Origin of the sequence: Jiella sonneratiae, from assembly GCF_017353515.1 — a bacterium.
Classification (GTDB): Bacteria; Pseudomonadota; Alphaproteobacteria; order Rhizobiales; family Rhizobiaceae; genus Jiella; species Jiella sonneratiae.
On the sequence record NZ_JAFMPY010000004.1, the window covers coordinates 75,408 to 99,732 of the forward strand.

21 protein-coding genes are annotated in these 24,325 nt (G+C 68.0%); 13 read left to right on the plus strand and 8 right to left on the minus strand.

What is annotated here, in order from left to right; genetic code table 11:
- The first annotated feature begins 2 nt into the window (after positions 1-2).
- Both J1C47_RS04410 and J1C47_RS04415 read left to right on the plus strand, forming a co-directional pair.
- Positions 3-968: an ABC transporter permease gene (locus J1C47_RS04410; RefSeq protein WP_207349520.1), complete on the plus strand. Its 966-nt coding sequence runs from the start codon at positions 3-5 to the stop codon at positions 966-968.
- A gap of 135 nt (positions 969-1,103) precedes the next feature.
- Positions 1,104-1,859 (plus strand): sulfite exporter TauE/SafE family protein, encoded by a 756-nt coding sequence (locus J1C47_RS04415; RefSeq protein WP_207349521.1) that lies wholly within the window; start codon positions 1,104-1,106, stop codon positions 1,857-1,859.
- Between the two features lie 28 nt (positions 1,860-1,887).
- Here the strand turns inward: J1C47_RS04415 and J1C47_RS04420 are convergent, their stop codons facing one another.
- The 5 genes from J1C47_RS04420 to J1C47_RS04440 form a co-directional block, all read right to left on the minus strand.
- A complete protein-coding gene (locus tag J1C47_RS04420; RefSeq protein WP_207349522.1) occupies positions 1,888-2,346 on the minus strand; it encodes an NfeD family protein in 459 nt (152 codons plus the stop codon).
- Positions 2,347-2,351: 5 nt separating this feature from the next.
- Positions 2,352-3,377: an SPFH domain-containing protein gene (locus J1C47_RS04425; RefSeq protein ID WP_207349523.1), complete on the minus strand. Its 1,026-nt coding sequence runs from the start codon at positions 3,375-3,377 to the stop codon at positions 2,352-2,354.
- 124 nt (positions 3,378-3,501) lie between these two features.
- Positions 3,502-4,563, minus strand: coding sequence for a ferrochelatase (gene hemH / locus J1C47_RS04430; RefSeq protein ID WP_207349524.1), 1,062 nt, complete (start codon positions 4,561-4,563; stop codon positions 3,502-3,504).
- Between the two features lie 308 nt (positions 4,564-4,871).
- Entirely contained in the window at positions 4,872-5,237 is a 366-nt protein-coding gene (locus J1C47_RS04435; protein ID WP_207349525.1) for an Omp10 family outer membrane lipoprotein, read from the minus strand.
- Between the two features lie 191 nt (positions 5,238-5,428).
- The gene (locus tag J1C47_RS04440) at positions 5,429-6,874 is read right to left on the minus strand and encodes a homospermidine synthase (protein WP_207349526.1); all 1,446 of its coding nucleotides are present in this window, start codon (positions 6,872-6,874) and stop codon (positions 5,429-5,431) included.
- Between the two features lie 346 nt (positions 6,875-7,220).
- On the opposite strand from J1C47_RS04440, the gene J1C47_RS04445 reads away from it, so the two are divergent.
- The 5 genes from J1C47_RS04445 (at position 7,221) to putA (ending at position 13,901) form a co-directional block, all read left to right on the plus strand.
- Positions 7,221-8,132 (plus strand): class I fructose-bisphosphate aldolase, encoded by a 912-nt coding sequence (locus tag J1C47_RS04445; protein ID WP_207349527.1) that lies wholly within the window; start codon positions 7,221-7,223, stop codon positions 8,130-8,132.
- 169 nt (positions 8,133-8,301) lie between these two features.
- The gene (locus J1C47_RS04450; protein ID WP_245396355.1) at positions 8,302-8,709 is read left to right on the plus strand and encodes a thioredoxin family protein; all 408 of its coding nucleotides are present in this window, start codon (positions 8,302-8,304) and stop codon (positions 8,707-8,709) included.
- Between the two features lie 436 nt (positions 8,710-9,145).
- The gene (locus J1C47_RS23625; protein ID WP_342591930.1) at positions 9,146-9,526 is read left to right on the plus strand and encodes an AlbA family DNA-binding domain-containing protein; all 381 of its coding nucleotides are present in this window, start codon (positions 9,146-9,148) and stop codon (positions 9,524-9,526) included.
- A gap of 24 nt (positions 9,527-9,550) precedes the next feature.
- Positions 9,551-10,543 (plus strand): ATP-binding protein, encoded by a 993-nt coding sequence (locus J1C47_RS04455; RefSeq protein WP_245396356.1) that lies wholly within the window; start codon positions 9,551-9,553, stop codon positions 10,541-10,543.
- Positions 10,544-10,766: 223 nt separating this feature from the next.
- Positions 10,767-13,901, plus strand: a complete 3,135-nt coding sequence (gene putA / locus J1C47_RS04460) for a bifunctional proline dehydrogenase/L-glutamate gamma-semialdehyde dehydrogenase PutA (RefSeq protein ID WP_207349528.1) — start codon at positions 10,767-10,769, stop codon at positions 13,899-13,901.
- 295 nt (positions 13,902-14,196) lie between these two features.
- Here the strand turns inward: putA and J1C47_RS04465 are convergent, their stop codons facing one another.
- Positions 14,197-15,468, minus strand: a complete 1,272-nt coding sequence (locus tag J1C47_RS04465; RefSeq protein WP_207349529.1) for an alpha-hydroxy-acid oxidizing protein — start codon at positions 15,466-15,468, stop codon at positions 14,197-14,199.
- Positions 15,469-15,854: 386 nt separating this feature from the next.
- Between J1C47_RS04465 and J1C47_RS04470 the strand changes: the two genes are divergently transcribed.
- The gene (locus J1C47_RS04470) at positions 15,855-16,838 is read left to right on the plus strand and encodes a phosphotransferase enzyme family protein (protein WP_207349530.1); all 984 of its coding nucleotides are present in this window, start codon (positions 15,855-15,857) and stop codon (positions 16,836-16,838) included.
- 26 nt (positions 16,839-16,864) lie between these two features.
- Positions 16,865-18,196 (plus strand): aspartate aminotransferase family protein, encoded by a 1,332-nt coding sequence (locus J1C47_RS04475; protein WP_207349531.1) that lies wholly within the window; start codon positions 16,865-16,867, stop codon positions 18,194-18,196.
- A 97-nt stretch (positions 18,197-18,293) separates the two neighbouring features.
- Here J1C47_RS04475 and fabG read toward each other — a convergent pair whose 3' ends face one another.
- Positions 18,294-19,070: a 3-oxoacyl-ACP reductase FabG gene (gene fabG, locus J1C47_RS04480; protein WP_207349532.1), complete on the minus strand. Its 777-nt coding sequence runs from the start codon at positions 19,068-19,070 to the stop codon at positions 18,294-18,296.
- Positions 19,071-19,374: 304 nt separating this feature from the next.
- On the opposite strand from fabG, the gene J1C47_RS04485 reads away from it, so the two are divergent.
- From J1C47_RS04485 to J1C47_RS04500, 4 genes are all read left to right on the plus strand, one after another.
- Complete coding sequence (locus J1C47_RS04485; RefSeq protein WP_207349533.1) at positions 19,375-20,520, plus strand: ABC transporter substrate-binding protein; 1,146 nt, start codon at positions 19,375-19,377, stop codon at positions 20,518-20,520.
- Between the two features lie 71 nt (positions 20,521-20,591).
- A complete protein-coding gene (locus J1C47_RS04490; protein ID WP_245396357.1) occupies positions 20,592-21,728 on the plus strand; it encodes an ABC transporter ATP-binding protein in 1,137 nt (378 codons plus the stop codon).
- A 3-nt stretch (positions 21,729-21,731) separates the two neighbouring features.
- Complete coding sequence (locus J1C47_RS04495; protein ID WP_207349534.1) at positions 21,732-22,646, plus strand: ABC transporter permease; 915 nt, start codon at positions 21,732-21,734, stop codon at positions 22,644-22,646.
- A 4-nt stretch (positions 22,647-22,650) separates the two neighbouring features.
- On the plus strand, positions 22,651-23,454 hold the full coding sequence (locus J1C47_RS04500) for an ABC transporter permease (RefSeq protein ID WP_207349535.1): 804 nt from the start codon (positions 22,651-22,653) through the stop codon (positions 23,452-23,454).
- Between the two features lie 37 nt (positions 23,455-23,491).
- On the opposite strand, the gene J1C47_RS04505 is transcribed toward J1C47_RS04500, so the two are convergent.
- Positions 23,492-24,253 carry a DeoR/GlpR family DNA-binding transcription regulator gene (locus J1C47_RS04505; protein ID WP_207349536.1) on the minus strand — a complete coding sequence of 254 codons (762 nt, stop codon included), beginning with the start codon at positions 24,251-24,253 and terminating at the stop codon, positions 23,492-23,494.
- Between the last annotated feature and the right edge of the window lie 72 nt (positions 24,254-24,325).

The following is a 24,325-nucleotide window of genomic DNA, read 5'->3' on the forward strand; positions in this document are numbered from 1 at the left end:
CGATGACCACGGCCACCCTCAAGAGCCGCTTCGGCGCCTTCACCCGCCACGGCGTCGCCGTGTCCTACGCGCTGCTCGTCGTGCTCATCGTCGTCGCGGTGATCCTCAACCCGGCCTTCGCCTCCTGGGCGAACGTCAAGGCGCAGCTGCAGATCGCCACCTTCATCGGCATCATCGCCATCGGCCAGACGCTGGTCATCCTCACCGGCCAGATCGATCTCTCGGTGCCGTGGAACCTCACCTTCTCATCGATCCTGATGGCGACGCTCTACGGTGAGGGCTACGGCTTCGCCGTCGCGGTCGGGGCGGCGCTGCTCGTCGGGATCGGCGTCGGCCTCGTCAACGCCATCGGCGTCGCGGTCTTCCGGCTGCATTCGCTGGTCTGGACGCTCGGCATGAACGCCCTCCTCGAGGGCGCGACCATGGTCTATACGAACGGCCAGCCGCCGGATTCCACCATTCCGGGCTTCGTGCGCTTCCTCGCGGTGGGCAATCTCGGCGGCCTGCCGGTGGCGCCGCTGGTCTGGGCGGTGCTTGCCGCCGTCACCATCCTCGTCCTCGCCCGCTCGCGCTTCGGCCGCTTCCTCTACGCCACGGGCAACAACGAGCCGGCGCTGTTCCTGTCGGGCGTCGCCACCCGGCGCGTCCATGTCGGCGCCTTCGTCGCCTCCGGCGTCTGCGCCGTCCTCGCCGGCATCCTCCTCACCGGCTACGCCTCGCAGACCTATCTCGGCATGGGCAACGACTATCTGCTGGTGCCGATCGCCGCGGTGATCATCGGCGGCACCAACATCATGGGCGGCGCCGGCGGCTATGTCGGCACCATCGCCGGCACGCTGATCGTCGTGCTTTTGCAGTCGATCCTGTCGATCGCCCAGATCGGCCAGGCCGGCAAGAACATCACCTTCGGGCTGATCATCATCGCACTGGTCCTGCTCTACGCCCGCGAGGCGCGGCCGACGGACTGACGCCGCCCCGGTCGCCGCGGCCGCCGCGGCGCCTGCCCGCGGGGTTTCGCCGCGCCGAGACTGGCCGCCGCCGCGTCGCATCGGCCGGCGATTTCGCCTATCACCGGCCCCCGATTCACCCTAACCTTGCTGCCGATGTCCCTCCTCACCATCCTGCTGCTCTTTCTCGCCGGCTTTGCCGCGGCCGCGATCAACGCGGTCGCCGGCGGCGGCACCTTCATTTCCTTCGGGGCGCTGTCGCTCATCGGCGTGCCGCCGATCTCGGCCAACGCCACCTCCTCGATCGTCCATCTGCCGGGCTACTTCACCTCGACGCTGCCGTATCTCAAGGACATCCGGACGATCTGGCGGGGCATCGCCGTCCTCGCCGCCGTTTCGATCGTCGGCTCGCTCTGCGGCGCGATGCTGCTGCTGTGGCTGAACAACGCCCAGTTCGCCGCCGCGGTGCCCTGGCTGCTGCTCGGCGCGACGGCGCTCTTCGCCGCCGGGCCGCTGCTGAAGCCGACGCCGCGGGAGGCCGGGTCGAGGAGCGAGAAGCGCGGTGTCGCCGCGCCGCTGATGCAGTTCGTCACCTCGATCTATGGCGGCTTCTTCGGCGCCGGCATGGGCATCATGATGCTGGCGACGCTGGGCCTCACCGACAGCGGCGACTATCACCGCCTCAACGCCATCAAGAACGTCCTCGCCAACGTCATCGCCGTCGTCGCGATCGTCGTCTTCGTTTCGGGGGGCGTTGTGAACTGGCCCGGCGCGCTCGCCATGGTGCCGGGCGTCGCCCTCGGCGGCTATTCGGGGGTGTGGATCGCCAAGCGCGTGCCCCAGATCGCGGTGCGCAGCTTCGTCATCGCCGTCGGCCTGTTCCTCGCCGGCTACTATTTCGCCAAGGGCTGACCGGGGCGCCGCCGACGGCGCCCCTTTGTCACTGTGCCGGCTCGACCGTCAGCACCGCGCCGTCGGCGCCGGTGATCCGCACCCGGGTGCCCTGCGGCAGATCGGGGCCCGAGACGCTCCACCAGCTGTCCTCCAGCGCGATGCGGCCCCGCCCGTCGACGATCGCGTCGGTGAGCCGCGCCTCCCGCCCGACGAGACGCCCGGTGCGGCGGTTGAGCGGGCCGGCGTCCTCCGGCCCCGGCGCCTGGCCGTACCAGCGCCGGCCGAGATAGATCGCGACGGCGGCGACGACGACGAAGGCGATGACCTGTTGCGGAAAGCCGAACCAGCCGCTGCCGCCGACGAGGAAGGCATTGGTGCCGACGACGAGGGCGGCGAGGCCGAAGAAGACGAGATAGATGCCGGGGACGACCACCTCCAGCACCAGGAGCACCAGGCCGACGATCCACCAGCCATAGTCGGCGAAGGCCTGCAAAAGCGCGTCCATGCCGCTCACCCGGCCTGTGCCGGCCCCGCGCCGCCGGTCGTGTCGGGGACGCGGAAGGCGGGACGTTCGCGGCGGGGCGGCCGTGGCGAAGAAGGCGGCGGGGTCGAGGCGCGGTCATCGCCGAAGGCGGCCCTGGCGATCTCGGCGATGCCGGAGACCGAGCCGATCAGCGAGGAGGCTTCGAGCGGCATCAGCACGACCCGCTGATTGGGCGCCGATGCGAGCTTGGCGATGGCCTCGGTGTATTTCTGCGCCACGAAATAGTTGATCGCCTGGACGTCGCCGGCGGAAATGGCTTCCGAGACGAGCCGCGTCGCGGTCGCCTCCGCCTCGGCGAGGCGTTCGCGGGCTTCGGCCTCGCGATAGGCGGCCTCGCGCTTGCCTTCGGCCTGCAGGATCTGGCTCTGCTTCTCGCCCTCGGCCCTCAGGATCGCGGCGTTGCGCGCGCCTTCCGCCTCGAGGATATCGGCGCGCTTCTCGCGCTCGGCCATCATCTGCCGGGCCATGGCATCGACCAGATTCTTCGGCGGATTGATGTCCTTGATCTCGATGCGGGTGATCTTGATGCCCCAGGAGTGCGAGGCCTGGTCGACGACGCGCAGGATCCGCTCCGAGATCGTGTCGCGGTTGGAGAGGAGGTCGTCGAGGTCCATCGAGCCCATGACCGATCTGAGATTGGTCATCACCAGGTTGAGGATGGCGTTGTCGAGGCCCGAGACCTCGTAGGCCGCCGCCTTGGCGTCGAGGATCTGGTAGAAGGCGACGCCGTCGGCCGCCACCGAGGCGTTGTCGCGGGTGATCACCTCCTGGGTCGGGACGTCGAGCACCTGCTCCATCATGTTCATCTTGCGGCCGACCCGCTCGATGAAGGGGACGAGGATGGAGAGGCCGGGCTCCAGCGTGCGGGTGTAGCGGCCGAAATTCTCGACGGTGTAATTGTAGCCCTGCGGCACGATCTTGATCGTCGAGGTGAGGACGACGACGGCGACGAACAGGAGGAAGACGAGGAGGATGGTTCCGGAGGTCAGCATTCGGGTCTCCAGAGCCGGCGATGCGCCGGACGGTGATGTGACGCGCCCCGTCAGCGACTATCGCGCGAATGCCGGCAAACGCAAGAGCCGTGCGGCCGGCGACAGCCGCGCGGCCTCTGAGCCCTCAGTCGAGCCAGCCCCGGAGTTCGCGCCGGACCATCGCCTCGATGACGTCCATGCCGGGCTCGGAATCGTTGAGGCAGGGGATGTGCGAGAAGTTCTCGCCGCCCGCCTCGTGGAAGATCTCGCCCGCCTCGCCGGCGATCTCCTCCAGCGTTTCGAGGCAGTCCGAGACGAAGCCGGGATTGAGGACGGCGATCGACTTCACCCCCTCCTTGGCGAGCTTCTCGACGGTCTTGTCCGTATAGGGCTGCAGCCACTCCTCCGGCCCGAATCGCGACTGGAAGGTGGTGATCAGCCGCCCCTTCGGCCAGCCGAGCCGCTCGTCGAGGAGCCGCGAGGTCTTCTGGCAGTGGCAGTGATAGGGATCGCCCTTGCGGAAATAGCTCTGCGGGATGCCGTGATAGGAGGCGATGACGTGTTCCGGCTCGAAGTTGAGGCTCTCGAGATGGCTCTCGATCGACCGGGCGAGGGCGTCGATATAGACCGGCTCGTCGTGATAGGCGGGCACCGTGCGCACCGCCGGCATCCAGCGCTGCGCCATCATGTGCTCGAAGAACTTGTCGTTCACCGTCGCCGTGGTCGAGGCGGAATATTGCGGATAGAGCGGGAAGACGAGGATCCGGTCGCAGCCTTCGCCCATCAGATAGTCGGCGCGCTCGGCGATCGACGGCGTGCCGTAGCGCATCGCCCAGTCGACGACGACCTCGCCGTGGCCGGCGAGACGGACGGCGAGCTTTTCGCCCTGCGCGCGGGTGAAGGTTCTGAGCGGCGACTCGTTCCTCTCGGTGTTCCAGATCTCGGCATAGGCCGCGCCAGACTTCTTCGGCCGGGTGTTGAGGACGATGCCGTAGAGGATCGGATACCAGGCGATGCGCGGCCATTCGATGACGCGCTTGTCGGAGAGGAACTCCTTGAGATAGCGCCGCATCGGCTTGAAGTCGGTGCCGTCGGGCGTCCCGAGATTGACCAGGAGGACACCGATCTTGGCGGTCTTGACCCTCGGGTGTTCCGCCGGAAGAGGGCCGGTGGCGCGCTCGGCGACCGTCTTGGTGAGGGCGTTCATCCTGCCATCCCGAAATGATTGCGTTGCCGACCGGGTAAGGGTCGGCATAGGCCGATCCGGCGTCGACGCCGCCTGCGGGCGCTGCGCCCGCAGGCGCGCGGCACCGGCGCTCGGCCCGCCCGATATAGGGGATTGCGCCGAAATTTGAATGCGACGAAGGACAAAGATCGCGGATGGATTGCCGCTGCGGCCGGGCGGGGACGAGCCGGGGCGGATTTGCGAGAGGCAGGAATTGCCGCGCGCCACGCCGCGGCGTCCCCGTCGTCCCTTCTTCCGTTCCCCGTCTTCTGCTCGTCAGGCGGGCCGGGTCAGGCCCGGCCGAACTCGAAGCGCGTGCCGCTCGAGGCGGCGCAGGCCAGCCGGTCCGGCTGCACGAGGTTGCAGTTCGCCGACTGCTGCTGGTTGGTGGTGCGCGAGGTGTAGAGGATGTTGATCTGGCCGGGGCCGAGATTGGAATAGGTGCCGGTGGCGAGGACGCCGCCGGTTCCCTGTTCGACCGAGGCGAAATGGCCGTTGTTGAAGGTCGCGGAATACGCGACCGGGCCGCCGAGGGCGTTCCAGCGGCCCTCGATGCCGCGCGGCTTCGGCGCGACCGCCGCGCGCTCGCTGCTCTGGCAGGCGCCGAGCGCGAGCGCGGCCAGGGTGACTGCGACTGCCGTCTTGTAAGTCCGCATCAAAGTCCTCGTGTTCGGCATCTGGCGGCGGAGGCGGCTGCCGCGGCCGCAGGCGGCGATCGTCCGCCGCCCGACATCCTCGGGGAATGTTTCAGAACGAGACGGCGTGAGCGTCAAGGGAAAATCGCCGTCTGAAGCTATTTTCCCCGATGATCGCCGGCGCGCTTCGAGAAGAACGCCGGCCGGCGGCCTCAGCGCACCAGGATGTTCTTGAACTGCCAGGGGTCCTTTTCGTCGATGTCCTCGGGGAAGAGGCCCGGCCGGTCCACCAGCGGCGTCCAGTTGGTGTAGTAGCCCTTGACCGGGCCGAGATAGGGCATCTGCACCTCGAGGCAGCGCCGGTAGTCCATCTCGTCGGCCTCGACGATGCCGGCCTCCGGATTCTCCAGCGCCCAGACCATGCCGGCGAGCACCGCCGAGGTCACCTGCAGGCCGGTGGCGTTCTGATAGGGCGCGAGCTGGCGGGTCTCCTCGATCGACAGCTGCGAGCCGTACCAGTAGGCGTTCTTCTCGTGGCCGTAGAGCAGCACCCCGAGCTCGTCGATGCCGTCGACGATCTCGTTCTCGTCGAGGACGTGGAGCTCGGGCTGGATCTTGCCGGCGGCGCCGAACAGCTCGTGCAGCGACAGCACCGCGTCGTTGGCGGGATGATAGGCGTAGTGCGCGGTCGGCCGGAAGGTGACCTCGCCGTCCTTGTTGGTGTGGGTGAAATAGTCGGCGATCGAGATCGACTCGTTGTGCGTCACCAGGAAGCCGTACTGCGCGCCCGGCGTCGGGCACCAGGAACGCACGCGGGTGTTCGCGCCGGGCTGTTCGAGGAAGATCGCCGCCTGGCAGCCCTTCTTGTGGCGGTGGGCGTTCTTCGGCATCCACTTCTCGTGGGTGCCCCAGCCGAGCTCGGAGGGCTGCATGCCTTCCGACAGGAAGCCCTCGACCGACCAGGTGTTCCAGAACACGTTCATCGGCTTCGGATGCTTGGCGCGCTGGGTGTCGCGCTCGGCGATGTGGACGCCCTTGACGCCCGCCTTCTTCATCAGCTTGGCCCAGCCGTCGCGGTCGTCGAAGGACGGCTCGTCGAAATCCATGCCGGTTTCCTTGGCGATGTCGACGAGCGCCTGCTTGACGAACCAGGAGACCATGCCGGGATTGGCGCCGCAGCAGGAGACGGCGGTGGTGCCGCCGGGGTTCTTGCGCTTCTCCTTGCGCACCGTCTCGCGCAGCGCATAGTTCGTGCGCTCGGCATTCGACATGTTCTTGTCGAAATAGAAGCCGAGCCAGGGCTCGACCACGGTGTCGATGTAGAGGACGCCGAGCTCGCGGCAGAGCCGGATGAGGTCGAGCGAGCCGGTGTCGACCGACAGGTTGACGCAGAAGCCCTGTCCCTCGCCGGCGGTCAGCAGCGGCGTCAAGAGTTCCTCGTAGTTCTTGCGCGTCACCGCCTCGTGGACGAAGCGGATGCCGCGCTCGTCGAGCAGCGCGCGGTCCCTGTCGTCCGGATCGACCACCACGAAACGGCTGCGGTCGAAGTCGAAATGCCGTTCGATCAGCGGCAGCGTGCCCTTGCCGATCGAGCCGAAGCCGATCATCACGACGGGGCCGGAAATCTTGGCGTGGACCGGATGCTGGTGCTCAGCCATGTTCGCTCTCAACTCCTTTGGCGGGCGCGCGGCCGCAGGTCGGAACCCCGACGCGCGCGTCGGGGACGGGTCGGCGCCCCGCTAGACGGTTTCGCTGTCAAATAAAAGCGAATTGTCCGCTTCAACCCGAAAAGCGCCGGCATCGGCGCCATGCTCGGGCCGGCAGCCGGGCCCCCGGCCGACGAGGCGCCGCGGGGCGGCCGGCATCTTCGAAGTGCCGGCAATGTTTTAATCGATTGGGGAGCGCCCGCCCGTCTGGACGGCCGGCCGATATGTCGACAAAAGAAACCCCAAGCATCCAGGAAGGATGCCCGATCCCTGTCGTCTGCCGAAGGACACCGACATCATGCACAGAACCGAGGTCGTACGGAACATTCTCTCCTGGTACGAAGGCGAGACTCCAGGACTGAAGAGCAACCTCTCGCGGCTCTTGATGCACGGGCGGCTCGGCGGCACCGGCCGCATGGTCATCCTGCCGGTCGACCAGGGCTTCGAACACGGCCCGGCGCGCTCCTTCGCGCCCAATCCGGCCGCCTACGATCCGCACTATCTCTACGAACTCGCGATCGAATCGGGCGTCTCGGGCTATGCCGCGCCGCTCGGCCTCTTGGAACAGGGCGCCGACACCTTCGCCGGCGAGGTGCCGCTGATCCTTAAGGTCAACAGCGGCAATTCGCTGGTCTCGAACAACGACCAGGCGCTGACCGGCACCGTCGACGACGCGATGCGCCTCGGCTGCATCGGCGTCGGATTCACCATCTATCCGGGGTCGGAATGCTCCTACGACATGATCGAGGAGTTGCGCGACGTCAGCCACTACGCCAAGTCGCGCGGCCTCATCTCCGTCGTCTGGTCCTATCCGCGCGGCGGCAAGGTGACCAAGGACGGCGAGACCGGCACGGACATCATCGCCTATGCCGCGCACATGGCGGCGCTGATGGGGGCGACGATCATCAAGGTGAAGCTGCCGACCGCGCACATCGATCTCGACGCGGCGAAGTCGACCTACGAGAAGTACCCGGTCGACAGCAAGAACATGGCCGGCCGCGTCAAGCACGTCATGCAGGCCGCCTTCAACGGCAAGCGCGTCGTCGTCTTCTCCGGCGGCGCCGCCAAGAACACGCCGGAGCTCCTGGAGGAGGTCCGCGCCATCCGCGAAGGCGGCGGCAACGGCTCGATCATCGGCCGCAACTCCTTCCAGCGCCCGAAGGAAGAGGCGATCGACCTCCTCAACCAGGTCATGGACATCTACGCCTGAGCGGGCGAGGCCGCCGCAGCGCCACGATGCCCGCGCCGCGCCGGTCAAATCGTCGCGGCGGCTGACCTTTCGTCGGGCGCCGCGCTATCCTCCGGCCATGGCGATGGCGCGGATCACCGGCAGGTCCCTGGCGGGGGCGGACGAGCCCGTGAATGACGGGCGGCGGCGCTTGTGGCTCGCCGCCCTGCTGCTGCCGCTCGTCCTCCTCGCCGCGTCCGTCGCGCCGGCACCCGCCCGGGCCGCCGAACTGTTGATGTTCGAGCAGCCGGGCTGCCCGTTCTGCCGGAAATTCGACGCCGAGATCGCACCGGACTATCCGCAGAGCCGCATCGGCAGGATCGCACCGCTGCGGCGGGTGAACATCTGGGATGATCGCACCGGCGGCATCGCCGGCCTGACGCCGGCCGCCTTCACGCCGACCTTCGTGCTCGTCGGCGACGACGGCAGGGAGATCGGCCGGCTGGAGGGCTATCCCGGCCGCAAGTGGTTCTATCCGGAGATCGAGGCGATCCTCGACGGGCGGGAGACGCCGTCAGGCGACGCGGCGGGCCGGTCCGATGCGACGGCGGGGCGGTGAGCGCGCTATCCTCGCGTGGCGGCTTTCGACCCAACTCGGCCTTCGACATCGTCTTTGGCACTTCTCCTGAGCGGCCGTTCGTCGGCTGTTAGATAGCATCGACCCAGGGTCGGAAGCAGTTGATTTAGCTTTCGTCTCTGTTGATCTGCACTACTTCCTTTGGGTCGAAATGCGCCAACAGCCATGCAGTTCGCCACGCTCGCGGATCCGAAGCAGACCCATATCGCGCAGCAGCTGCATGCCGCTCTGATAGGCTCGGATCCCGCGGCACGCCAGAGTTCACAACCTGTGCTTTGAAAGGCAGCGAGCGGCTTCCTAGGCAGAGCGGGGGTGGCTCGGGCATGATGAGCGTAGGCCGTTGAAAAGGTTGGCTCACGTCTACCTTCGTGCTTTCTATGCCAGATCCGATCAAAAGGCGTGACCGCAAGAGGGCTCTGTGAAAGAACGTCAGATCTCGGAAGCTGACGCGCTTGTGCTGTGCAATCGCGCCGAGGGTCACTTCTTCGATCGTAAGGCAGCGTCGATCTCGGGCCAGAAGGTGCAGAAGATCGTGGTGGCCTTCGCGAACGCCGATGGCGGCGAGGTCGTCATTGGGATCGCTGACGACAAGGATGAGCGCGATCCCGCGAAGCGGTGGAACGGCCATGCGACGGCCGAGGACTACAATGGCCTCCTGCAAGCCCTCCACACGCTCAATCCTTCCGTCGATGTGCGGTACGAGTTCCTAAAGCATGATACCAAGGGAACCATCGCCCTCCACATCTTCGTAGAGCGCGGCGCTGATGTGAACAAGACGGCTGACGGAAAGGTCTATTAGCGGTCTGGGGCGCAGTCCCTGCCGTTGTCGGCCGAGCAGATCACTGAGCTGGGTTTCGCCAAGGGCGCCCGCTCTTACGAGAATATGAAGCTACCGAATCTCCCGCCCGAGCAGATCGCAGATGCGTGCGAGCTGGCGTCCTTCCTAGCGGACTACTCTCCCTCGACCGATCCGCTAGACTACGCCGTCAATCAGCACCTCATGGATATCCAAGATTGGACGCCCGTGGTAGCCGGCATCCTACTTTTCGGCGACAACCCGTCCGCGATGATGCCCCGGAAGTGCGGGGTCCGGGTCTCGCGATATGAGACCCGCGAGGACGATCCGGAGCGTGAACACCTCAAGGAGAGCTACTACATCGAAGGTCCGGCCTATCGCCTCATCCATGCGCCGGTGGACAAGATCATCTCTATCCTATCCAGCATCTCAATGTGGGGCAGCGAGGGCTCGGAGAAGAGGGGCTACCCGCCGGAGGCAATCTGGGAGGTCTTCGTCAACGCCATCATCCATCGGGACTATTCGATTTCGGACGATGTGCATGTGACGATCTTCAATGATCGGATCGAGATTTCCAGCCCTGGTAGGCTGCCGGGGTATGTCCGCGTCGAGAACATCTTGGACGCCCGCTTCAATCGGAACTCGAAGCTGGTGCGGTGCCTTAACCGCTACCGCGACGCCCCCAACAAGGACATGGGCGAGGGGCTAAATACGGCCTTCCAAAAGATGAAGGAGTGGAAGCTTAAGCCCCCGATTATTTCAGAGGAGGGCAACTACATCAAGGTCGTGATCCGGCACGCTCCCTTGGCCCTGCCGACAGAGGCAATCATGAATTTTCTCGAAGCGGAGCCCGAGATCACGAATAAGCAAGCGCGGATTTTGACCGGGATCAAGTCGGAGAACGCGGTCAAGAAGGAGTTCCTAAAGCTGCGCGATCAAGGCATGATCGAGCGCGTTCCGGGGCGCGGTGGCGGTCATGCCGCCTGGAGGAAGGTCGTGGCGCCCGAGGACTTATCGTAGGGCAGCGCCGTACCAAGGTGCTTTGCACCGGGGTGAAACAGTCGGCGGGATCCTCCTATCATGGTTGATCGTCTAACCAGCCAGGGTCGCCCGTCGCTCGCTAAACCGCGCCGTGTAAAAACTGCTTCCCACCAAACCGGCCGCACATTTGCGTGCGTTCTCGGACAACCTTAAGCTCTCGGGATTCGCGTGAACTTCTCGGCTCTCGAACACGGAGCGGCCCATGTCTGCGACTGAAGCGTCCACCCATGCGGCTGAAGACTTTCCGCCGCCCTTCGCGCAGCCCTTCGCACCCGACGACCAGGCGGCCGTCTCCGCGCTCCTCAAGGCCTCCGAACGCTGGCCCGTCGACGAGGACAAGGTCGACGAGCGCGCCCGCGCCTTGATCGTCGGCATCCGCAAGGCGGCCGGCGGCATCGGCGGCGTCGAGGACTTTTTGCGCGAGTTCGGCCTGTCCAGCCGCGAGGGCCTCGCCCTGATGATCCTCGCCGAGGCGCTGCTCAGGGTCCCCGACGCGGCCACCCAGGACCGGCTGATCGAGGAGAAGATCGGCGCCGGCGACTGGGCCCATCACGAAGGCGGCGAGGACCGGCTGATGACCGCCGCCTCGGCCTGGGCGCTCGGCATTTCGGCGCGGATCATCCGCCCCGGCGAGACGCCGCAGGGCGTCATGGCCGGGCTCGTCAAGCGGATCGGCGGGCCGGCGGTGCGCCAGGCGACGCGCCAGGCGATGCGCTTCCTCGGCCGGCATTTCGTCCTCGGCGAGACCATCGAGGACGCGCTGGAGCGGGCGCGGGGCTTCGAATCCAAGGGCTACCGCCATTCCTACGACATGCTGGGCGAGGGCGCCCGGACCATGGACGACGCCGAGCGCTACTACCGGTCCTATGCCGACGCCATCGAGAAGATCGGCCGCAAGGCCGGCAACAAGACGCTGCCGGACCGGCCGGGCATCTCGGTCAAGCTCTCGGCGCTGCATCCGCGCTACCAGCCGCTGCAGCGCGAGCGCATCCTCGCCGACCTCCTGCCGAAGGTGACGGCGCTCGCGGAGAAGGCGCGCGGCTATGACCTCAACCTCACCATCGATGCGGAGGAGGCCGAGCGCCTCGAACTGTCGCTCGACGTCATCGACGCGCTGGTCCGACGCTTCGACTTCAAGGGCTGGAACGGCTTCGGCCTCGCCGTCCAGGCCTATCAGAAGCGGGCGCTGGCGGTGATCGAGCATGTCGATGCGCTCGCCGGGGCGGCCGGCATCCGCATGATGGTCCGCCTCGTCAAGGGCGCCTATTGGGACAGCGAGATCAAGCACGCCCAGGAAAAGGGCCTCGACGGCTACCCGGTCTACAGCCGCAAGCCGGCGACGGACCTGTCCTATCTCGTCTGCGCCAAGGCGCTGCTCGACCGCCGGCAGCGGCTCTATCCGCAATTTGCGACCCACAACGCGCTCACCGTCGCGACCATCCTCGAAATGGCCGGCGGCGATCCGACCGGCTTCGAGTTCCAGCGCCTGCACGGCATGGGCGAGGCGCTCTACGAGACGCTGCGGCGCTCCGGCCCGAAGCCGGTCGCCTGCCGCATCTACGCGCCGGTCGGCGGCTATCGCGACCTTCTCGCCTATCTCGTCCGGCGGCTGCTCGAAAACGGCGCCAACTCCTCCTTCGTCGCCAAGGTCGGCGACGAGGACGTGCCGATCTCCGAACTCCTCGAACGGCCGCGCGCCCTCCTCGCGGACGGGCCGGCCCGGCATCCGAAGATCGGCCTGCCGCAGGACCTCTTCGCGCCCAGGCGCAATTCCGCCGGCATCGAGTTCGGCGACCGCCGGGCCGTCGCCAGCCTCGTCGCCGAGCGCCGCCGCATAAGGGTCGCGGGGCTTCGGGCGCGCTGCGCCGCCGACGCCGCGCAGACCGCCGGCGCCGCGCATCAGGTCGAGATCCGTTCGCCCGTCGACGGCGCCGTCCTCGGCGAAAGTCACCATCTGTCGGCCGAGGCGGCGCATGCGCTGGTCTTCGAGGCGGCGCGCCACTGCCGGGCCGCCGAGGCGGTCTCCGCCGTCCGGCGGGCCGAGATGCTGCGCAAGGCGGCGGGGCTGATGGAGGAGCGCCAGAGCGACCTCCTGGCGATCCTTTCGGCGGAAGCCGGCAAGACCCTCGACGACGCCATCGCCGAGATCCGCGAGGCCGTCGACTTCCTGCGCTTTTATGCCGACGAGGCCGTGCGGCTTTTCGCCGCGCCGGTGAACCTTCCCGGCCCGACCGGGGAGGAGAACCGGCTCGCCTACCGCTCGCGCGGCGTCGCCGTGGCGATCTCGCCCTGGAACTTTCCGCTGGCGATCTTCACCGGCCAGGTTGCCGCGGCGCTCGCGGCGGGCAACGTCGTCATCGCCAAGCCCGCGGAGCAGACGCCGCTGATCGCCGCCCGGGCCGTCGAGATCCTGCACGAGGCGGGGTTTTTGCGCCAGCACCTTTATCTCGCGCCGGGCGACGGCAGGACCGGCGCGGCCCTGACCGCGCACCCTCAGACGGCGCTCGTCGCCTTCACCGGCTCGACGGAAACCGCCTTTGCGATCAACCGGGCGCTCGCATCCCGCGATGCGCCGATCGCGCCGCTGATCGCCGAGACCGGCGGCATCAACGCGATGATCGCCGACGCCACCGCGCTGCCCGAACAGGTCGCCGACGACGTCGTGATGTCGGCCTTCCGCTCGGCCGGCCAGCGCTGCTCGGCGCTGCGGCTGCTGTTCCTGCAGGAGGACGTGGCGGACCGCATTCTCGAGATGATCGCCGGCGCGGCGAAAGAACTCACCATCGGCGACCCGCGCGACCTTGCCACCGACATCGGCCCGGTGATCGACGCCGAGCAGCTCGCCATGCTGCGCGGCCACGTCGCGCACATGGAGCGGGAGCAGACGCTGCGCTATCGCGGCGCGGTCGAAGGCGGGCTCGCGGCGAAGGGGCACTACTTCGCGCCCCACGTCGTCGAGCTCGACCGGCCGGAGGCGCTCGACCGCGAGGTCTTCGGCCCCGTCCTCCACGTCGTGCGCTGGAAGGCGAAGGACTTCGACCGGATGCTCGACGCCATCGAGGCGACCGGCTTCGGCCTGACCCTCGGCATTCACAGCCGGATAAACCAGACCGCCGAAAAAGTGATCGCCCGTCTGCCGGTCGGCAACGTCTATGTGAACCGAAACATCATCGGGGCGATCGTCGGCTCGCAACCTTTTGGCGGATCGGGTCTTTCCGGCACGGGACCGAAGGCCGGCGGCCCGAACTACCTCGCCCGCTTCGCTCGCGAACAGGTGATCTCGGTCAATACTGCCGCCGCGGGCGGTAACGCCAGTCTGATTGCGATGGAAGCGTAGCAACGACGCCACAGCAAGAATCGTGAAACCTGTGCTAGGTTACCTGCGTTAGGGCGTTTGTGGTGGCTGTCCCGTTCCTCCCACGGCGACTGTCTCCGCATCCTGACCGAGTAGCATGAGGCGGCACGCGCTTTTCCTCCCATCGCGCGCCCCGCCGATCGAGACGAAGAAGAGCCCGGTGATCTCCTCCCACACCGGGCTCTTCTTCCGTCCACCCTGCCGGACTGCAATAGCCGGACGACCGGCGTCCCGTGGTCTTCTGGACCTTCCGCTCCTTCCGCCCCTTTCGACAAGTCTACGGCGCTGCCGCCTCGCGGGCGAGGCAGCGCGCATCGAGCTCGCTCAGGCAGCGATGGCCGGCGAGCGCCAGCGTCAGGTCGAGTTCGGCGGCGAGATGGTCGACGACCGCCGCGACGCCGGCCTCTCCGGCGAGCGCCAGTCCGAAGACGTAAGGGCGGCCGATCAGCACTGCGGCAGCTCCGAGAGAGAGCGCCTTGAAGACATCGGCGCCGGTGCGCACGCCGCTGTCGAAGAGGACGGGAACGCTACCCCCCACCGCCCGGACGACGCCGGGCAGGGCGTCGAGGGCGGCGATCGCCCCGTCGACCTGGCGGCCGCCGTGATTGGAGACGATGATTCCGGAAGCGCCTTGGGCGACGGCCGCCTGCGCATCTTCCGGATCGAGGATGCCCTTCACGAGGATCGGCAGATCGGTCCAGCCGCGCAGCCGGCCGATGTCGGCGAAGGTGAGGTCCGGCCGGGAATAGATCGCGACGAAACGGCGGATCGCCGCCAGAAGCTCGCGGCGCGGCCACCGGCTGGCGGGCCCCCGGCGCTGTGCCGCAACGAGTTCGAGGAGCCCGGCGAGGATGCCGGTTCCCGGCCGCCGCGGGGCCGGCATCGCGCCCGGCGCTGCGGCGACCGCCGCGAAGGCCTCGTCGGTGAGGTAGTTGGCGATGCCCCGCCCGCGCAGGAACGGCAGATAGCCGCGATCGAGGTCGCGTGGCCGCCAGCCGAGCTGGGTCGTGTCGAGGGTCAGCACGATCGCCTCGTAGCCGGCGCGCTCGGCCCGGCGCACGAAGCTCCGGGCGACGGCGTCCTCGCTCGACCAGTAGAGCTGGAACCAGCGCGGCGCAGTGCCCGACGCCGCGGCGATCGCCTCCATCGGATGGCAGGCCTGGCTGGAGGCGACGAAGGGAATGCCGGCCCCTGCGGCGGCCGCCGCCGCGGCGAGGTCGCCGCCGCGATGCGCCATGTCGAGGACGCCGATCGGCGCGAGCAGCAGCGGCAGCGGCAGGCGGCGCCCGAAGAGCTCGACGGAAAGATCGCGGCTGCCGACGTCGCGCAGCATGCGCGGCACGATCCGCCAGCGTTCGAAGGCGGCGCGATTCGCCGCCATCGTCGTCTCGAGGCCGGCGCCGCCGCCGAGATAGGCGCGGGCGTTCTTCGAGAGCCGTGACAGCGCCTTCGCCTCGAGCCGGTCGGGCCGGACCGGCACGGCTTGCCGGCGGCCGAACAGGCCGTCGACATAGATCCGCGTCTGGTGCGACCGTCCGATCGGGTCCATGCCGTTCTCGTCCCTTGCCGCCGGTCAGCCTCTCACGGCGGTCCGCCCCTCTCAGCCTCAGCCGCCGCCCTCCCACATTCACACATCGCTCTTTGGACACCAACCGCGGGCCGCCTGTCCGACGCATCGACGTTGCAGACCCCGGTGAAGGCATCGACGCGCCGTCATCCCGGGCTTGACCCGGAATCCATTTGTCTGTCTCGCAACCTTCCGGTCGGACCGGATGATGCGGGCCGGCCGGGCTGGCTCATCCCCGGGCGCGTCGGGCGCGGGCGCCCGATCCCCGGTCCCATGCGCCGCAGCGACCGGATGCGGCACTGCGTCTTGTTGCATGTCCAACATTTTATGTTGTATATCGGTCGCTCGATCGGCGATGGGTTCGACGGATGTATGACGAGACGTTCCTGAAGAGGCTCGAAACCGGGCTGGTGCGGATGCTGCCCGCCTGGGGTCTCGAACCGGGAACGCAGCTGCGCCTCCTGACGATCTCGGAGAACGCCACCTTCCTAGCCCGCGATCCCGCGGGAGGGCGGCTGGTGATCCGCGTCCACCGCCCGCATTACCACAGCCGCGCCGAGATCCTCTCGGAACTCGCCTGGATGGCGAGCCTCATCGAAGGGGACGTCGTCGAGACGCCGCGGCCGGTCGCGGCAAGAGACGGCCGGCTGCTCCTCGATCTCGACGACGGCGGCGAACTGCGCCACGTGGTGGCCTTCGAATTCATGAGCGGCGAAGAACCGAAGGCGTCCGGCGATCTCGTGCGCTGGTTCTTTCGCCTCGGCGCGATCACCGCGCGGCTGCACGGCCATGCCAGAAGCTGGCGGCCGCCGGCCGATTTTTCCCGCAAGGTCTGGGATTTCGACGCCATGCTCGGCGACCGTCCGCTCTGGGGCGACTGGCGGGCGGCGATCGGACTCGATCCTGCCGACCGGCCGGTTCTGGAGCGGACCGCCGAGGCGCTGCGCTCCCGCCTCGAGGCCTATGGCATGGGGGAGGGGCGCTTCGGCCTCGTCCATGCGGATCTCCGCCTCGCCAACCTCCTGGTCGACGGCGAGCGGCTCGGCGTCATCGACTTCGACGACTGCGGCTTTTCCTGGTTCGCCTACGACTTCGCCGCGGCAATCAGCTTCATCGAGACCGATCCGATCGTGCCGGAGCTGATGAGCGCCTGGATCGCCGGCTACCGGACGGTGGCGCCGTTCGGCGATCAGGATGCGGCGATGCTGCCGGTCTTCGTCATGCTGCGCCGGATGCTGCTGACCGCCTGGCTCGCCTCGCATGCCGAAACGCCGACGGCGCAGGAACTCGGGCCGACCTATACCGAGGGCACCCTGCGCCTCGCGCGTGCCTTCCTCGACCGCCCGCAATGATCCGGCGAGGCCGGGGAGACCCTCAGATGAAGACGACGAAATCCATCCTCGCGCTGAACGCCTTCGAGCCGGGCGCCGCCGGCATCGAAGACGCCCGCCTCGCCGGCCTCGTGGCGCGCCGGCGCAGCCATGCCGGCGCGGCCTCGGTGCTGTTCTACGAGGAGCCGATCGAGATGGTCCGCGCCAGCGGCGTCTTCATGTTCGACGCGAAGGGCAACCGCTATCTCGACGTCTACAACAACGTCCCTTCGGTCGGGCACTGCCATCCGCACGTCGTCGCGGCGATCGCCCGCCAGGCCGAGACGCTGGCGATCCACACGCGCTATCTGAACGAGACCGTCGAGGCCTATGCCGACCGCCTGCTCGCGAGCTTTCCGGGCGAACTGTCGAACCTCGTGATGACCTGCACCGGCTCCGAGAGCAACGATCTCGCCGTCAGGCTCGCCTGCAGCGCCTCCGGCGGCACCGGCTTCGTCGTCACCGAGACGGCCTATCACGGCAACACCGCGCTGACGACGGAGATCTCGCCTTCCTCCTTCAAGACCGGCCACATCCCGCCGCATGTGCGCACCGTCCCGATGCCGGCCGGGCGCCCGGGCGACGGCCCCGGCGACCTCGCCCGGCGCTTTGCCGCCGACGTCGGGGCGGCACTCGGCGACCTTGCCGAAAAGGGCATCCGGCCGGCCGGGCTGATCGTCGACACGATCTTCTCCTCCGACGGCGTCTTCGCCGATCCGCCGGGCTTTCTCGAACCCGCGGTGGCGGCCGTCCGCGCGGCCGGCGGCCTCTACATCGCCGACGAGGTGCAGCCGGGCTTCGGCCGCACCGGCGCCGGGCTCTGGGGCTTTTCGCGTCACGAGGTGACGCCGGACATCGTCACCATGGGCAAGCCGATGGGCAACGGCTATCCGATGGGCGGCGTGGTGACGCGGCCGGAGCTGATCGAGCGGTATTCGAAGAATTTCGGCTATTTCAACACCTTCGGCGGGAATACCGTCGCCGCGGCGGCCGGCGCGGCGGTGCTCGACGTCATCGAGTCCGAAGGCCTGATCGCCAATGCGGCGCGCGTCGGCGCCGAACTGCGGGCCGGCCTCGTCTCGCTCGCCGCGCGGCATGCGGCGATCGGCGCGGTGCGCGGCGCCGGCCTGTTCGTCGGCCTCGACATCGTCGATCCCGAAAGCCGCGCTCCCGACCCCGCGGCGGCGAGCGCGCTGATCAACGGGCTGAAGCGCCGGCGGGTGCTCGTCGGTGCGGCCGGACCCTTCGGCCACACGCTGAAGATCCGTCCGCCGCTCTGCTTTTCGGCCGACGACGCGGCGCTGTTCGTCGAATGCGTCGACGCGGTGCTCGGAGCCTGATCCCGAAAACTCCCGAGCGCCTTCGGGGAAGGTCATGCGCACCGGAAGCGGAGCGGGCCGACGAGCGAGACGCGTCCCGTCCCGCTCCGGCGGCGGCTCAGCCCGCCATCGCTTCGAGCGCGTCGAGGGATTCCGGCAGGATCTGGCCGCCGTCGACGACGAGGCTCTGGCCGGTGACGTAGGCCGCCTCCTCGGTGGCGAAGAACAGCGCCGCATTGGCGATGTCGGCGACCGTGCCGAGGCGCTTCATCGGAACCGAGGCGGCCATCTTCGCCTCGTAGTCGGGGCCGAGATCGGCGAGCCCCTCGGTCTTGACGTTGCCGGGAAGCACGGCGTTGACGGTGATGTTCCACGGCGCGAGCTCGATCGCCGCGGTGCGCATGAAGCCGAGCTGGCCGGCCTTGCTCGCCCCGTAATGCGACCAGCCGGGATAGCCGGTGACCGGGCCGGTGATCGAGGAGGTGAGGACGATCCGGCCGGACTTCTGCGCCTTCATGGCCGGCAGGCAGGCCGAAACCGCGAGGAAGGTTCCCTTCAGATTGGTGCCGATCACCTGGTCGAAGTCGGCGGCGGTCATCGCGCCGAGCTTTGCCGACGGAAAGATGCCCGCATTGGCGCACAGGACGTCGATCGTGCCGTAGCGCTCCAGCGCGGCGGCCGCCATCGCCTCGGCCGCGCCGGCTTCGGCGACGTCGGCGGCAAAAGCGCTGGCGCGCGGGCCGATCTCCGCGGCGACGGCCTCGGCGTCGGAAAGGCTGCGCGACACGACGAGGACGTTCAGCCCGGCCTCGCCGAACCTTCTGGCGATGCCGCGGCCGATTCCCCGGCTGGCGCCGGTGACGATGACGGTCTTGCCCTCAAGCGATCTGAACATTCTTCCGCGCTCCTCTCGTGATCCTGTCTTTTCCCGGTCCTGTCGTCCCGGCCGGCCCGCAAAGGCTCCGGCGGTCCGGCGCCGGCCGCGCCGCCCGCCCTGCCGGGCGCTTCGTGCTGCGCTGCAATGCCGGTTTCTGCAGCATAGCCGAGGCCTGCCGCATTCGGCGTCATGACACTTGACGATTCGCAAAAAAATGTTGTGAAGTCCACATCGTTTCGAACGATACGCCACACGGAATGAGGGACATGCCAAATTCCGGCGGCGGTGCCGCGGTGGCGGCGATACCCGAGAGGACGCTCCGATGACGCATTTTGACCGACGCGATGCCCTGAAGATCCTCGGTGCCGGCGCGCTCGCTGCGGGCGGATCCTTCGGCCTTCCCGGAGCGGCCTTCGCCGCCCGCGAGAAGGAGATGAACATCCTGTGCTGGGAGGGCTACAACTCGGCCCAGGTCCTCGACCCGTTCCGGGAGAAGGAGGGGGCGACGGTGAAGGCCGAGAGCCTCACCAACGACCCTACGATGATCAACCGACTGCGCTCCGGCGAGAGCAAGGTGTGGGACCTGATCAACGTCAACAATCCCTGGGCCCGCAAGGTCATGTATCCGGAGAAGCTGATCAAGCCGCTGCCGAAGGACGAGTTCATGCCGTTCTTCGACAAGATGCTGGAGCAGTTCCATCCGCCCTACAGATGGGCGATGAGCGACGACGGCAGCGAACTGCTCGGCATGACCCAGCGCTTCGGCCCCTACAGCTACGTCGTCAATACCGACAAGATCAGCCGCAAGACCGCCGAGGAGACCGGCTGGGACCTGTTCAACGACGACAGCCTCGCCGGCAAGTACGGCATCCTGGAATCCGACGACTGGAACGTCTTCAACATCTTCCTCGTCGCCGGCATCGACCCGTTCAAGGAGCACACGCCGGAGGAGATGCAGACCTTCTCGGACACCGCCCTCAAGGTGTTCAAGGGCGCCAAGGTGATCGGCGACATCGCCACGATGAATCAGGCGCTGGTCTCCGGCGAGATCGACCTGCATCTGACCGGCGGCACCTATTCCGTCTCGCCGGCGCGGGCCGACGGCTTCCCGGAGATGCGGGCGATCACCCCGCTGAAGGGGCCGATGAACGGCAAGGGCGGCGTCTCCTGGATCGAGGTCACCTCCACGGTGAACAATCCGGATCTCTCGCCGCTGGCGACCGAGTTCCTGAAATACGTCCAGGACCCGAAGGTCGCCCACACCGTCGCCTTTGCCGAAGGCACCTTCAACCCGGTCGCCCAGATGGGCAACAAGGCGTGCTTCGAGCTCTTCACCAAGGACGAGCTCGACGCCATCCAGTGGGACAGCCTCGAAGAGGAGATGGCCCGTTCGGTCGAATACGACATCGTGCCGGACTACGAGAAGGCGCTCGATCTCATGAACAACGCCAAGCGCCAGCGCAGCTGAGCGGGCCGGGCCGGCAGTGGGAGGGCCGGCCGGATCAGATCCGAGACGACGGGGCGGCAGCAGGCGACCGGATGAACATGACCTTCACGCAACAGGCCGAGACGCCTCCCGCCGCCGGGTCCGCGGCCGACGCCGGGGCGGACCCGGCGCTGCCGGTGCTGCAGCTCGTCGGCGTCAGCAAGCGCTTCGACGGCTTCACCGCGGTGGACGACATCTCGCTCGACATCCGCGAGGGCGAGTTCCTGACCATCGTCGGGCCGTCCGGTTCCGGCAAGACGACGCTGCTGAGGATGCTCGCCGGGCTGGAGCAGCCCTCAAGCGGCAACATCACGCTGCGCGGCACGCTGATCAACGACCTGCCGGCGCGGGCCCGGCCGACCTGCCTCGTCTTCCAGTCGCTGGCGCTGTTTCCGCATATGAGCGTCGGCCGCAACATCGAATTCCCGCTGAAGGCCAAGGGCGTTGCGGCGGCGGCGCGGCGCGCGCGGGCGCTGGAACTCCTGAAGATGGTGCGGCTGCCGGAGGACTATTACGGCAAGAACGTCATGAAGTGCTCCGGCGGCGAGCGCCAGCGCGTCGCGCTCGCCCGGGCCTTCGCCTACGACCCGGACGTCCTGTTCTTCGACGAGCCGCTGTCTGCCCTCGACTACAAGCTGAAGAAGCTTCTGGAGAAGGAGCTGAAGGACCTTCACAAGGAGTCCGGCAAGACCTTCGTCTACATCACCCATTCCCTCGAGGAGGCGATGGTGATGTCGGACAGGATCGGCGTCATGCGCGCCGGAAAACTGGTCCAGGTCGGTAGTCCCGAAGCGATCTACGGCGCGCCGGCGAACCGCTTCGTCGCCGAATTCGTCGGCGAGGTGAACGTCTTCCCCGTGTCGCGGGGCGATGGCGGCTGGGTGATCGGGGAGACCGGCGAGCCGGTGCGCGTCGCCCTGCCGGAGCAGATGGCCGGGGCGCGGCAGGCCGCCGTCGTGGTGCGGCCGGAATACATGCGCTTCCTCGAAGCGCCCGGCGATGCCGACAACGTCGTCCGCGGCACCGTCTACAACGAATATTCGCTCGGCTCGCGGATGCAGTACCAGATCCGCTCGAAGCATCGGGTGTTCCTCGTCGAGATGTCGCGCGCCCAGACGCGGGCCGGCGACGGCAAGGGCGAGGTGCTCATCGGCTGGAACGCCGAGGACGCCATCGTGGTGGAGGCCTGAGCGATGAGCGATGCCGCCCTCGGCGCCGCCGGGACGACCACCGGGGAGAGCCGCCCGAAAGGCCGGGCGCTGCGAGGTATCCCGGCGGGAGTCAGATGCGCGAGCCCGGTCGCCCTGTTCATGGCGCTCGGCTTCCTCGCCCCGCTTCTGACGGTGATCGGCTTTGCCTTCGCCGAGCCGCGCACCTTCACCGTCTTCGACAGTTTCACCCTGGAGAACTTCGCCGAGATCTTCGATCCGGCCGATACCGTCTGGATGTCCTTCGCCTGGTCGCTGGCCCTCGCCCTCCTGACGGTCGTGCTGCTCCTTTTCGTCTGCTACCCGATCGCCTACGGGCTGGTCCGGGTGTTCGGCCGCTGGTCGTCGCTGGTCAGCATCGCCTTCGTCTTCCCGCTGTTCATCTCGGAGAACGTCCGCCTCTACGGCTGGACGCTGTTCTTCATCAATCACGGCGTCCTCGACGGGCTGCTCGCGCAGCTCGGCCTGCCCGGGCCGGACGTCCTGTTCACGCCGGCGATCACCCTCTTCGGCATGGTCTATACCTATCTGCCTTTCATGCTGTTTCCGATGACGCTCGGCCTGTCGATGGTGCCGGCCGATCTCGTCGAGGCGGCGCGCGACTTCGGCGCCAGCCGCACGATGATCTGGCGCGAGATCGAGCTGCCGCTCGCCATGCCCGGCATCCTGATCGGGGCGCTGCTCACCTTCGTGCTGGCGGCCGGGGCGGTGGCCGAGGCGAAGATCCTCGGCGGCCAGTCGGTGATCATGATCAGCCACGACATCGAGATCGCCTTCACCTATTCGCAGAACTGGCCGCGGGGCGCCGCGCTCGCCGTGCTCCTGATGCTGGTCATCGGCGGCCTGTCGATGGCGGTGATGGCGCGGCTCGACCTCGACCGCATCCTCGGACGCAGGTGAGACGATGGACGCCGCCCGCAACCGCCGCTCGCACGGCCTGATCTGGATCTGGACGCTCTTCGTCGCGCTGGTGATCTACCTGCCGGTGGCCTGCGGCGCCCTCGCCGGCCTGTCGAAGGGCCGCTACTTCCTGTTCCCGATCCGCGCCTTCTCCTTCGAATGGTGGGAAAAGACCCTCGATTCCCTCGAGATCCAGCGGATCGTCCAGACCTCGATCCTGATCGCGCTGATCGTCACCCTGGTGTCGCTGGCGATCGCCTTCTTCGGGGCGCTCGCCTTCGCCAGATACGATTGGCGGGGGCGGCGGCTCTACCAGAAGCTCCTGCTCCTGCCGATCTTCTTTCCGCAGCCCGTGCTCGGCCTCGCGCTGCTCCTGTGGTTCAACGCCCTCGGCATCCAGCCGAGCTGGCACACGGCGATCGTCGCGCATCTGGTCTGGATCGTCCCGGTGGTGACGCTGGTGATCGCGATCCAGGTCTACGGCTTCGACCCGGCGATGGAGGAGGCTGCGGCCGATCTCGGGGCCGGCCGCTGGATGATCCTGAAGGACGTGACGCTGCCGATCCTCTGGCCGGGGATCTGGTCGGGGGCGCTGTTCGCCTTCCTGCTCTCCTGGGGCAACTTTCCGCTGTCGCTCTATACGGCCGGCGCCGACTCGACGATCCCGAAGTGGCTCTATTCGAAGATGGTCGCCGGCTACACGCCGATGGTGCCGGCGCTCGGGACGATGAGCACGCTCGCCGCCGCGACGCTGCTCCTCCTCGGCGGAGCGATCGCCGGCTTCGTCAGGAAGCGCCGGGCCAACTGACGACGACCGGCCCGAGGGTCGTCCGGCCACAAAAGCTTCAGCCGACGGCGAGGGCGACGCGGTGGCGCTCCACCGCCGCCTTGAGCCGGCCGGACGGCGCGGCGTCGCTGACCAGGGCGTCGATCTCCCGCCAGCCGGCCCAGCGGGCCGGAAACACCTTGTCGAACTTCGAGTGGTCGGCGACGACGACGGTGCGGGCCGAGCGGGCGAGCATGGCGCCATAGACCGCGCCCGCCTCGATCAGCGCGTCGGTCGGCCCTTCCTCGGTCAGGCCGCTGGCGCCGAGCACCGCAGCGTCGGCGAAGAAGTCGTTGAGGAAGCCGATGGTCTGGACGCCGACCGTCGCCCCCTCCGAGCCGTGATAGGTGCCCGGCGCGATCAGCGTCGAGATCGTCGGATTGAGGGCGAGCACCGTCGCGACGCCGAAGGAATGGGTGATCACGGTGATGTTGGTGCGCTCCACCGCCAGCCGCCGCGCGACATGGACCGTCGTCGAGCCCGAACCGATCATGATGACGCTCGCCTCGGCGAGAAGCTCCATGCTGGCGCGGGCGATGCGTTCGCGCTCGGCTACGAGCAGCGCGTGGCGCTCGGTGACCGAGGGCTCGGTGCCGAGCGAGCGGACGGCGCCGCCATAGGTGCGGTTGAGCTTGCCCTGGCGGGTCAGCTCGTCGAGGTCGCGCCGGATCGTCTCGGTGGAAACGGCGAGCCGCCCGGCGAGATCGGCGATGCGCAGCGTCGGCGAGACGTTGAGCTCGGCGAGGATCTGCGACTGCCGGTTCGCCTTGTTGAGTTTCATGAGGAGGGCCCGTGCTGAACGCCGCGCGGCGCCGGCAGGCCGGCCGGCCCGTGCCGGGCGGCGAGGCGAAGC

Bases quoted from the DNA above. Each gene is read 5' to 3' on its own strand.
- J1C47_RS04410 (WP_207349520.1), top strand. From the start codon at position 3: ATGACCACGGCCACCCTCAAGAGCCGCTTCGGCGCCTTCACCCGCCAC.
- J1C47_RS04415 (WP_207349521.1), top strand. From the start codon at position 1,104: ATGTCCCTCCTCACCATCCTGCTGCTCTTTCTCGCCGGCTTTGCCGCG.
- J1C47_RS04420 (WP_207349522.1), bottom strand. From the start codon at position 2,346: ATGGACGCGCTTTTGCAGGCCTTCGCCGACTATGGCTGGTGGATCGTC.
- J1C47_RS04425 (WP_207349523.1), bottom strand. From the start codon at position 3,377: ATGCTGACCTCCGGAACCATCCTCCTCGTCTTCCTCCTGTTCGTCGCC.
- hemH (WP_207349524.1), bottom strand. From the start codon at position 4,563: ATGAACGCCCTCACCAAGACGGTCGCCGAGCGCGCCACCGGCCCTCTT.
- J1C47_RS04435 (WP_207349525.1), bottom strand. From the start codon at position 5,237: ATGCGGACTTACAAGACGGCAGTCGCAGTCACCCTGGCCGCGCTCGCG.
- J1C47_RS04440 (WP_207349526.1), bottom strand. From the start codon at position 6,874: ATGGCTGAGCACCAGCATCCGGTCCACGCCAAGATTTCCGGCCCCGTC.
- J1C47_RS04445 (WP_207349527.1), top strand. From the start codon at position 7,221: ATGCACAGAACCGAGGTCGTACGGAACATTCTCTCCTGGTACGAAGGC.
- putA (WP_207349528.1), top strand. From the start codon at position 10,767: ATGTCTGCGACTGAAGCGTCCACCCATGCGGCTGAAGACTTTCCGCCG.
- J1C47_RS04465 (WP_207349529.1), bottom strand. From the start codon at position 15,468: ATGGACCCGATCGGACGGTCGCACCAGACGCGGATCTATGTCGACGGC.
- J1C47_RS04470 (WP_207349530.1), top strand. From the start codon at position 15,855: ATGTATGACGAGACGTTCCTGAAGAGGCTCGAAACCGGGCTGGTGCGG.
- J1C47_RS04475 (WP_207349531.1), top strand. From the start codon at position 16,865: ATGAAGACGACGAAATCCATCCTCGCGCTGAACGCCTTCGAGCCGGGC.
- fabG (WP_207349532.1), bottom strand. From the start codon at position 19,070: ATGTTCAGATCGCTTGAGGGCAAGACCGTCATCGTCACCGGCGCCAGC.
- J1C47_RS04485 (WP_207349533.1), top strand. From the start codon at position 19,375: ATGACGCATTTTGACCGACGCGATGCCCTGAAGATCCTCGGTGCCGGC.
- J1C47_RS04490 (WP_245396357.1), top strand. From the start codon at position 20,592: ATGAACATGACCTTCACGCAACAGGCCGAGACGCCTCCCGCCGCCGGG.
- J1C47_RS04495 (WP_207349534.1), top strand. From the start codon at position 21,732: ATGAGCGATGCCGCCCTCGGCGCCGCCGGGACGACCACCGGGGAGAGC.
- J1C47_RS04500 (WP_207349535.1), top strand. From the start codon at position 22,651: ATGGACGCCGCCCGCAACCGCCGCTCGCACGGCCTGATCTGGATCTGG.
- J1C47_RS04505 (WP_207349536.1), bottom strand. From the start codon at position 24,253: ATGAAACTCAACAAGGCGAACCGGCAGTCGCAGATCCTCGCCGAGCTC.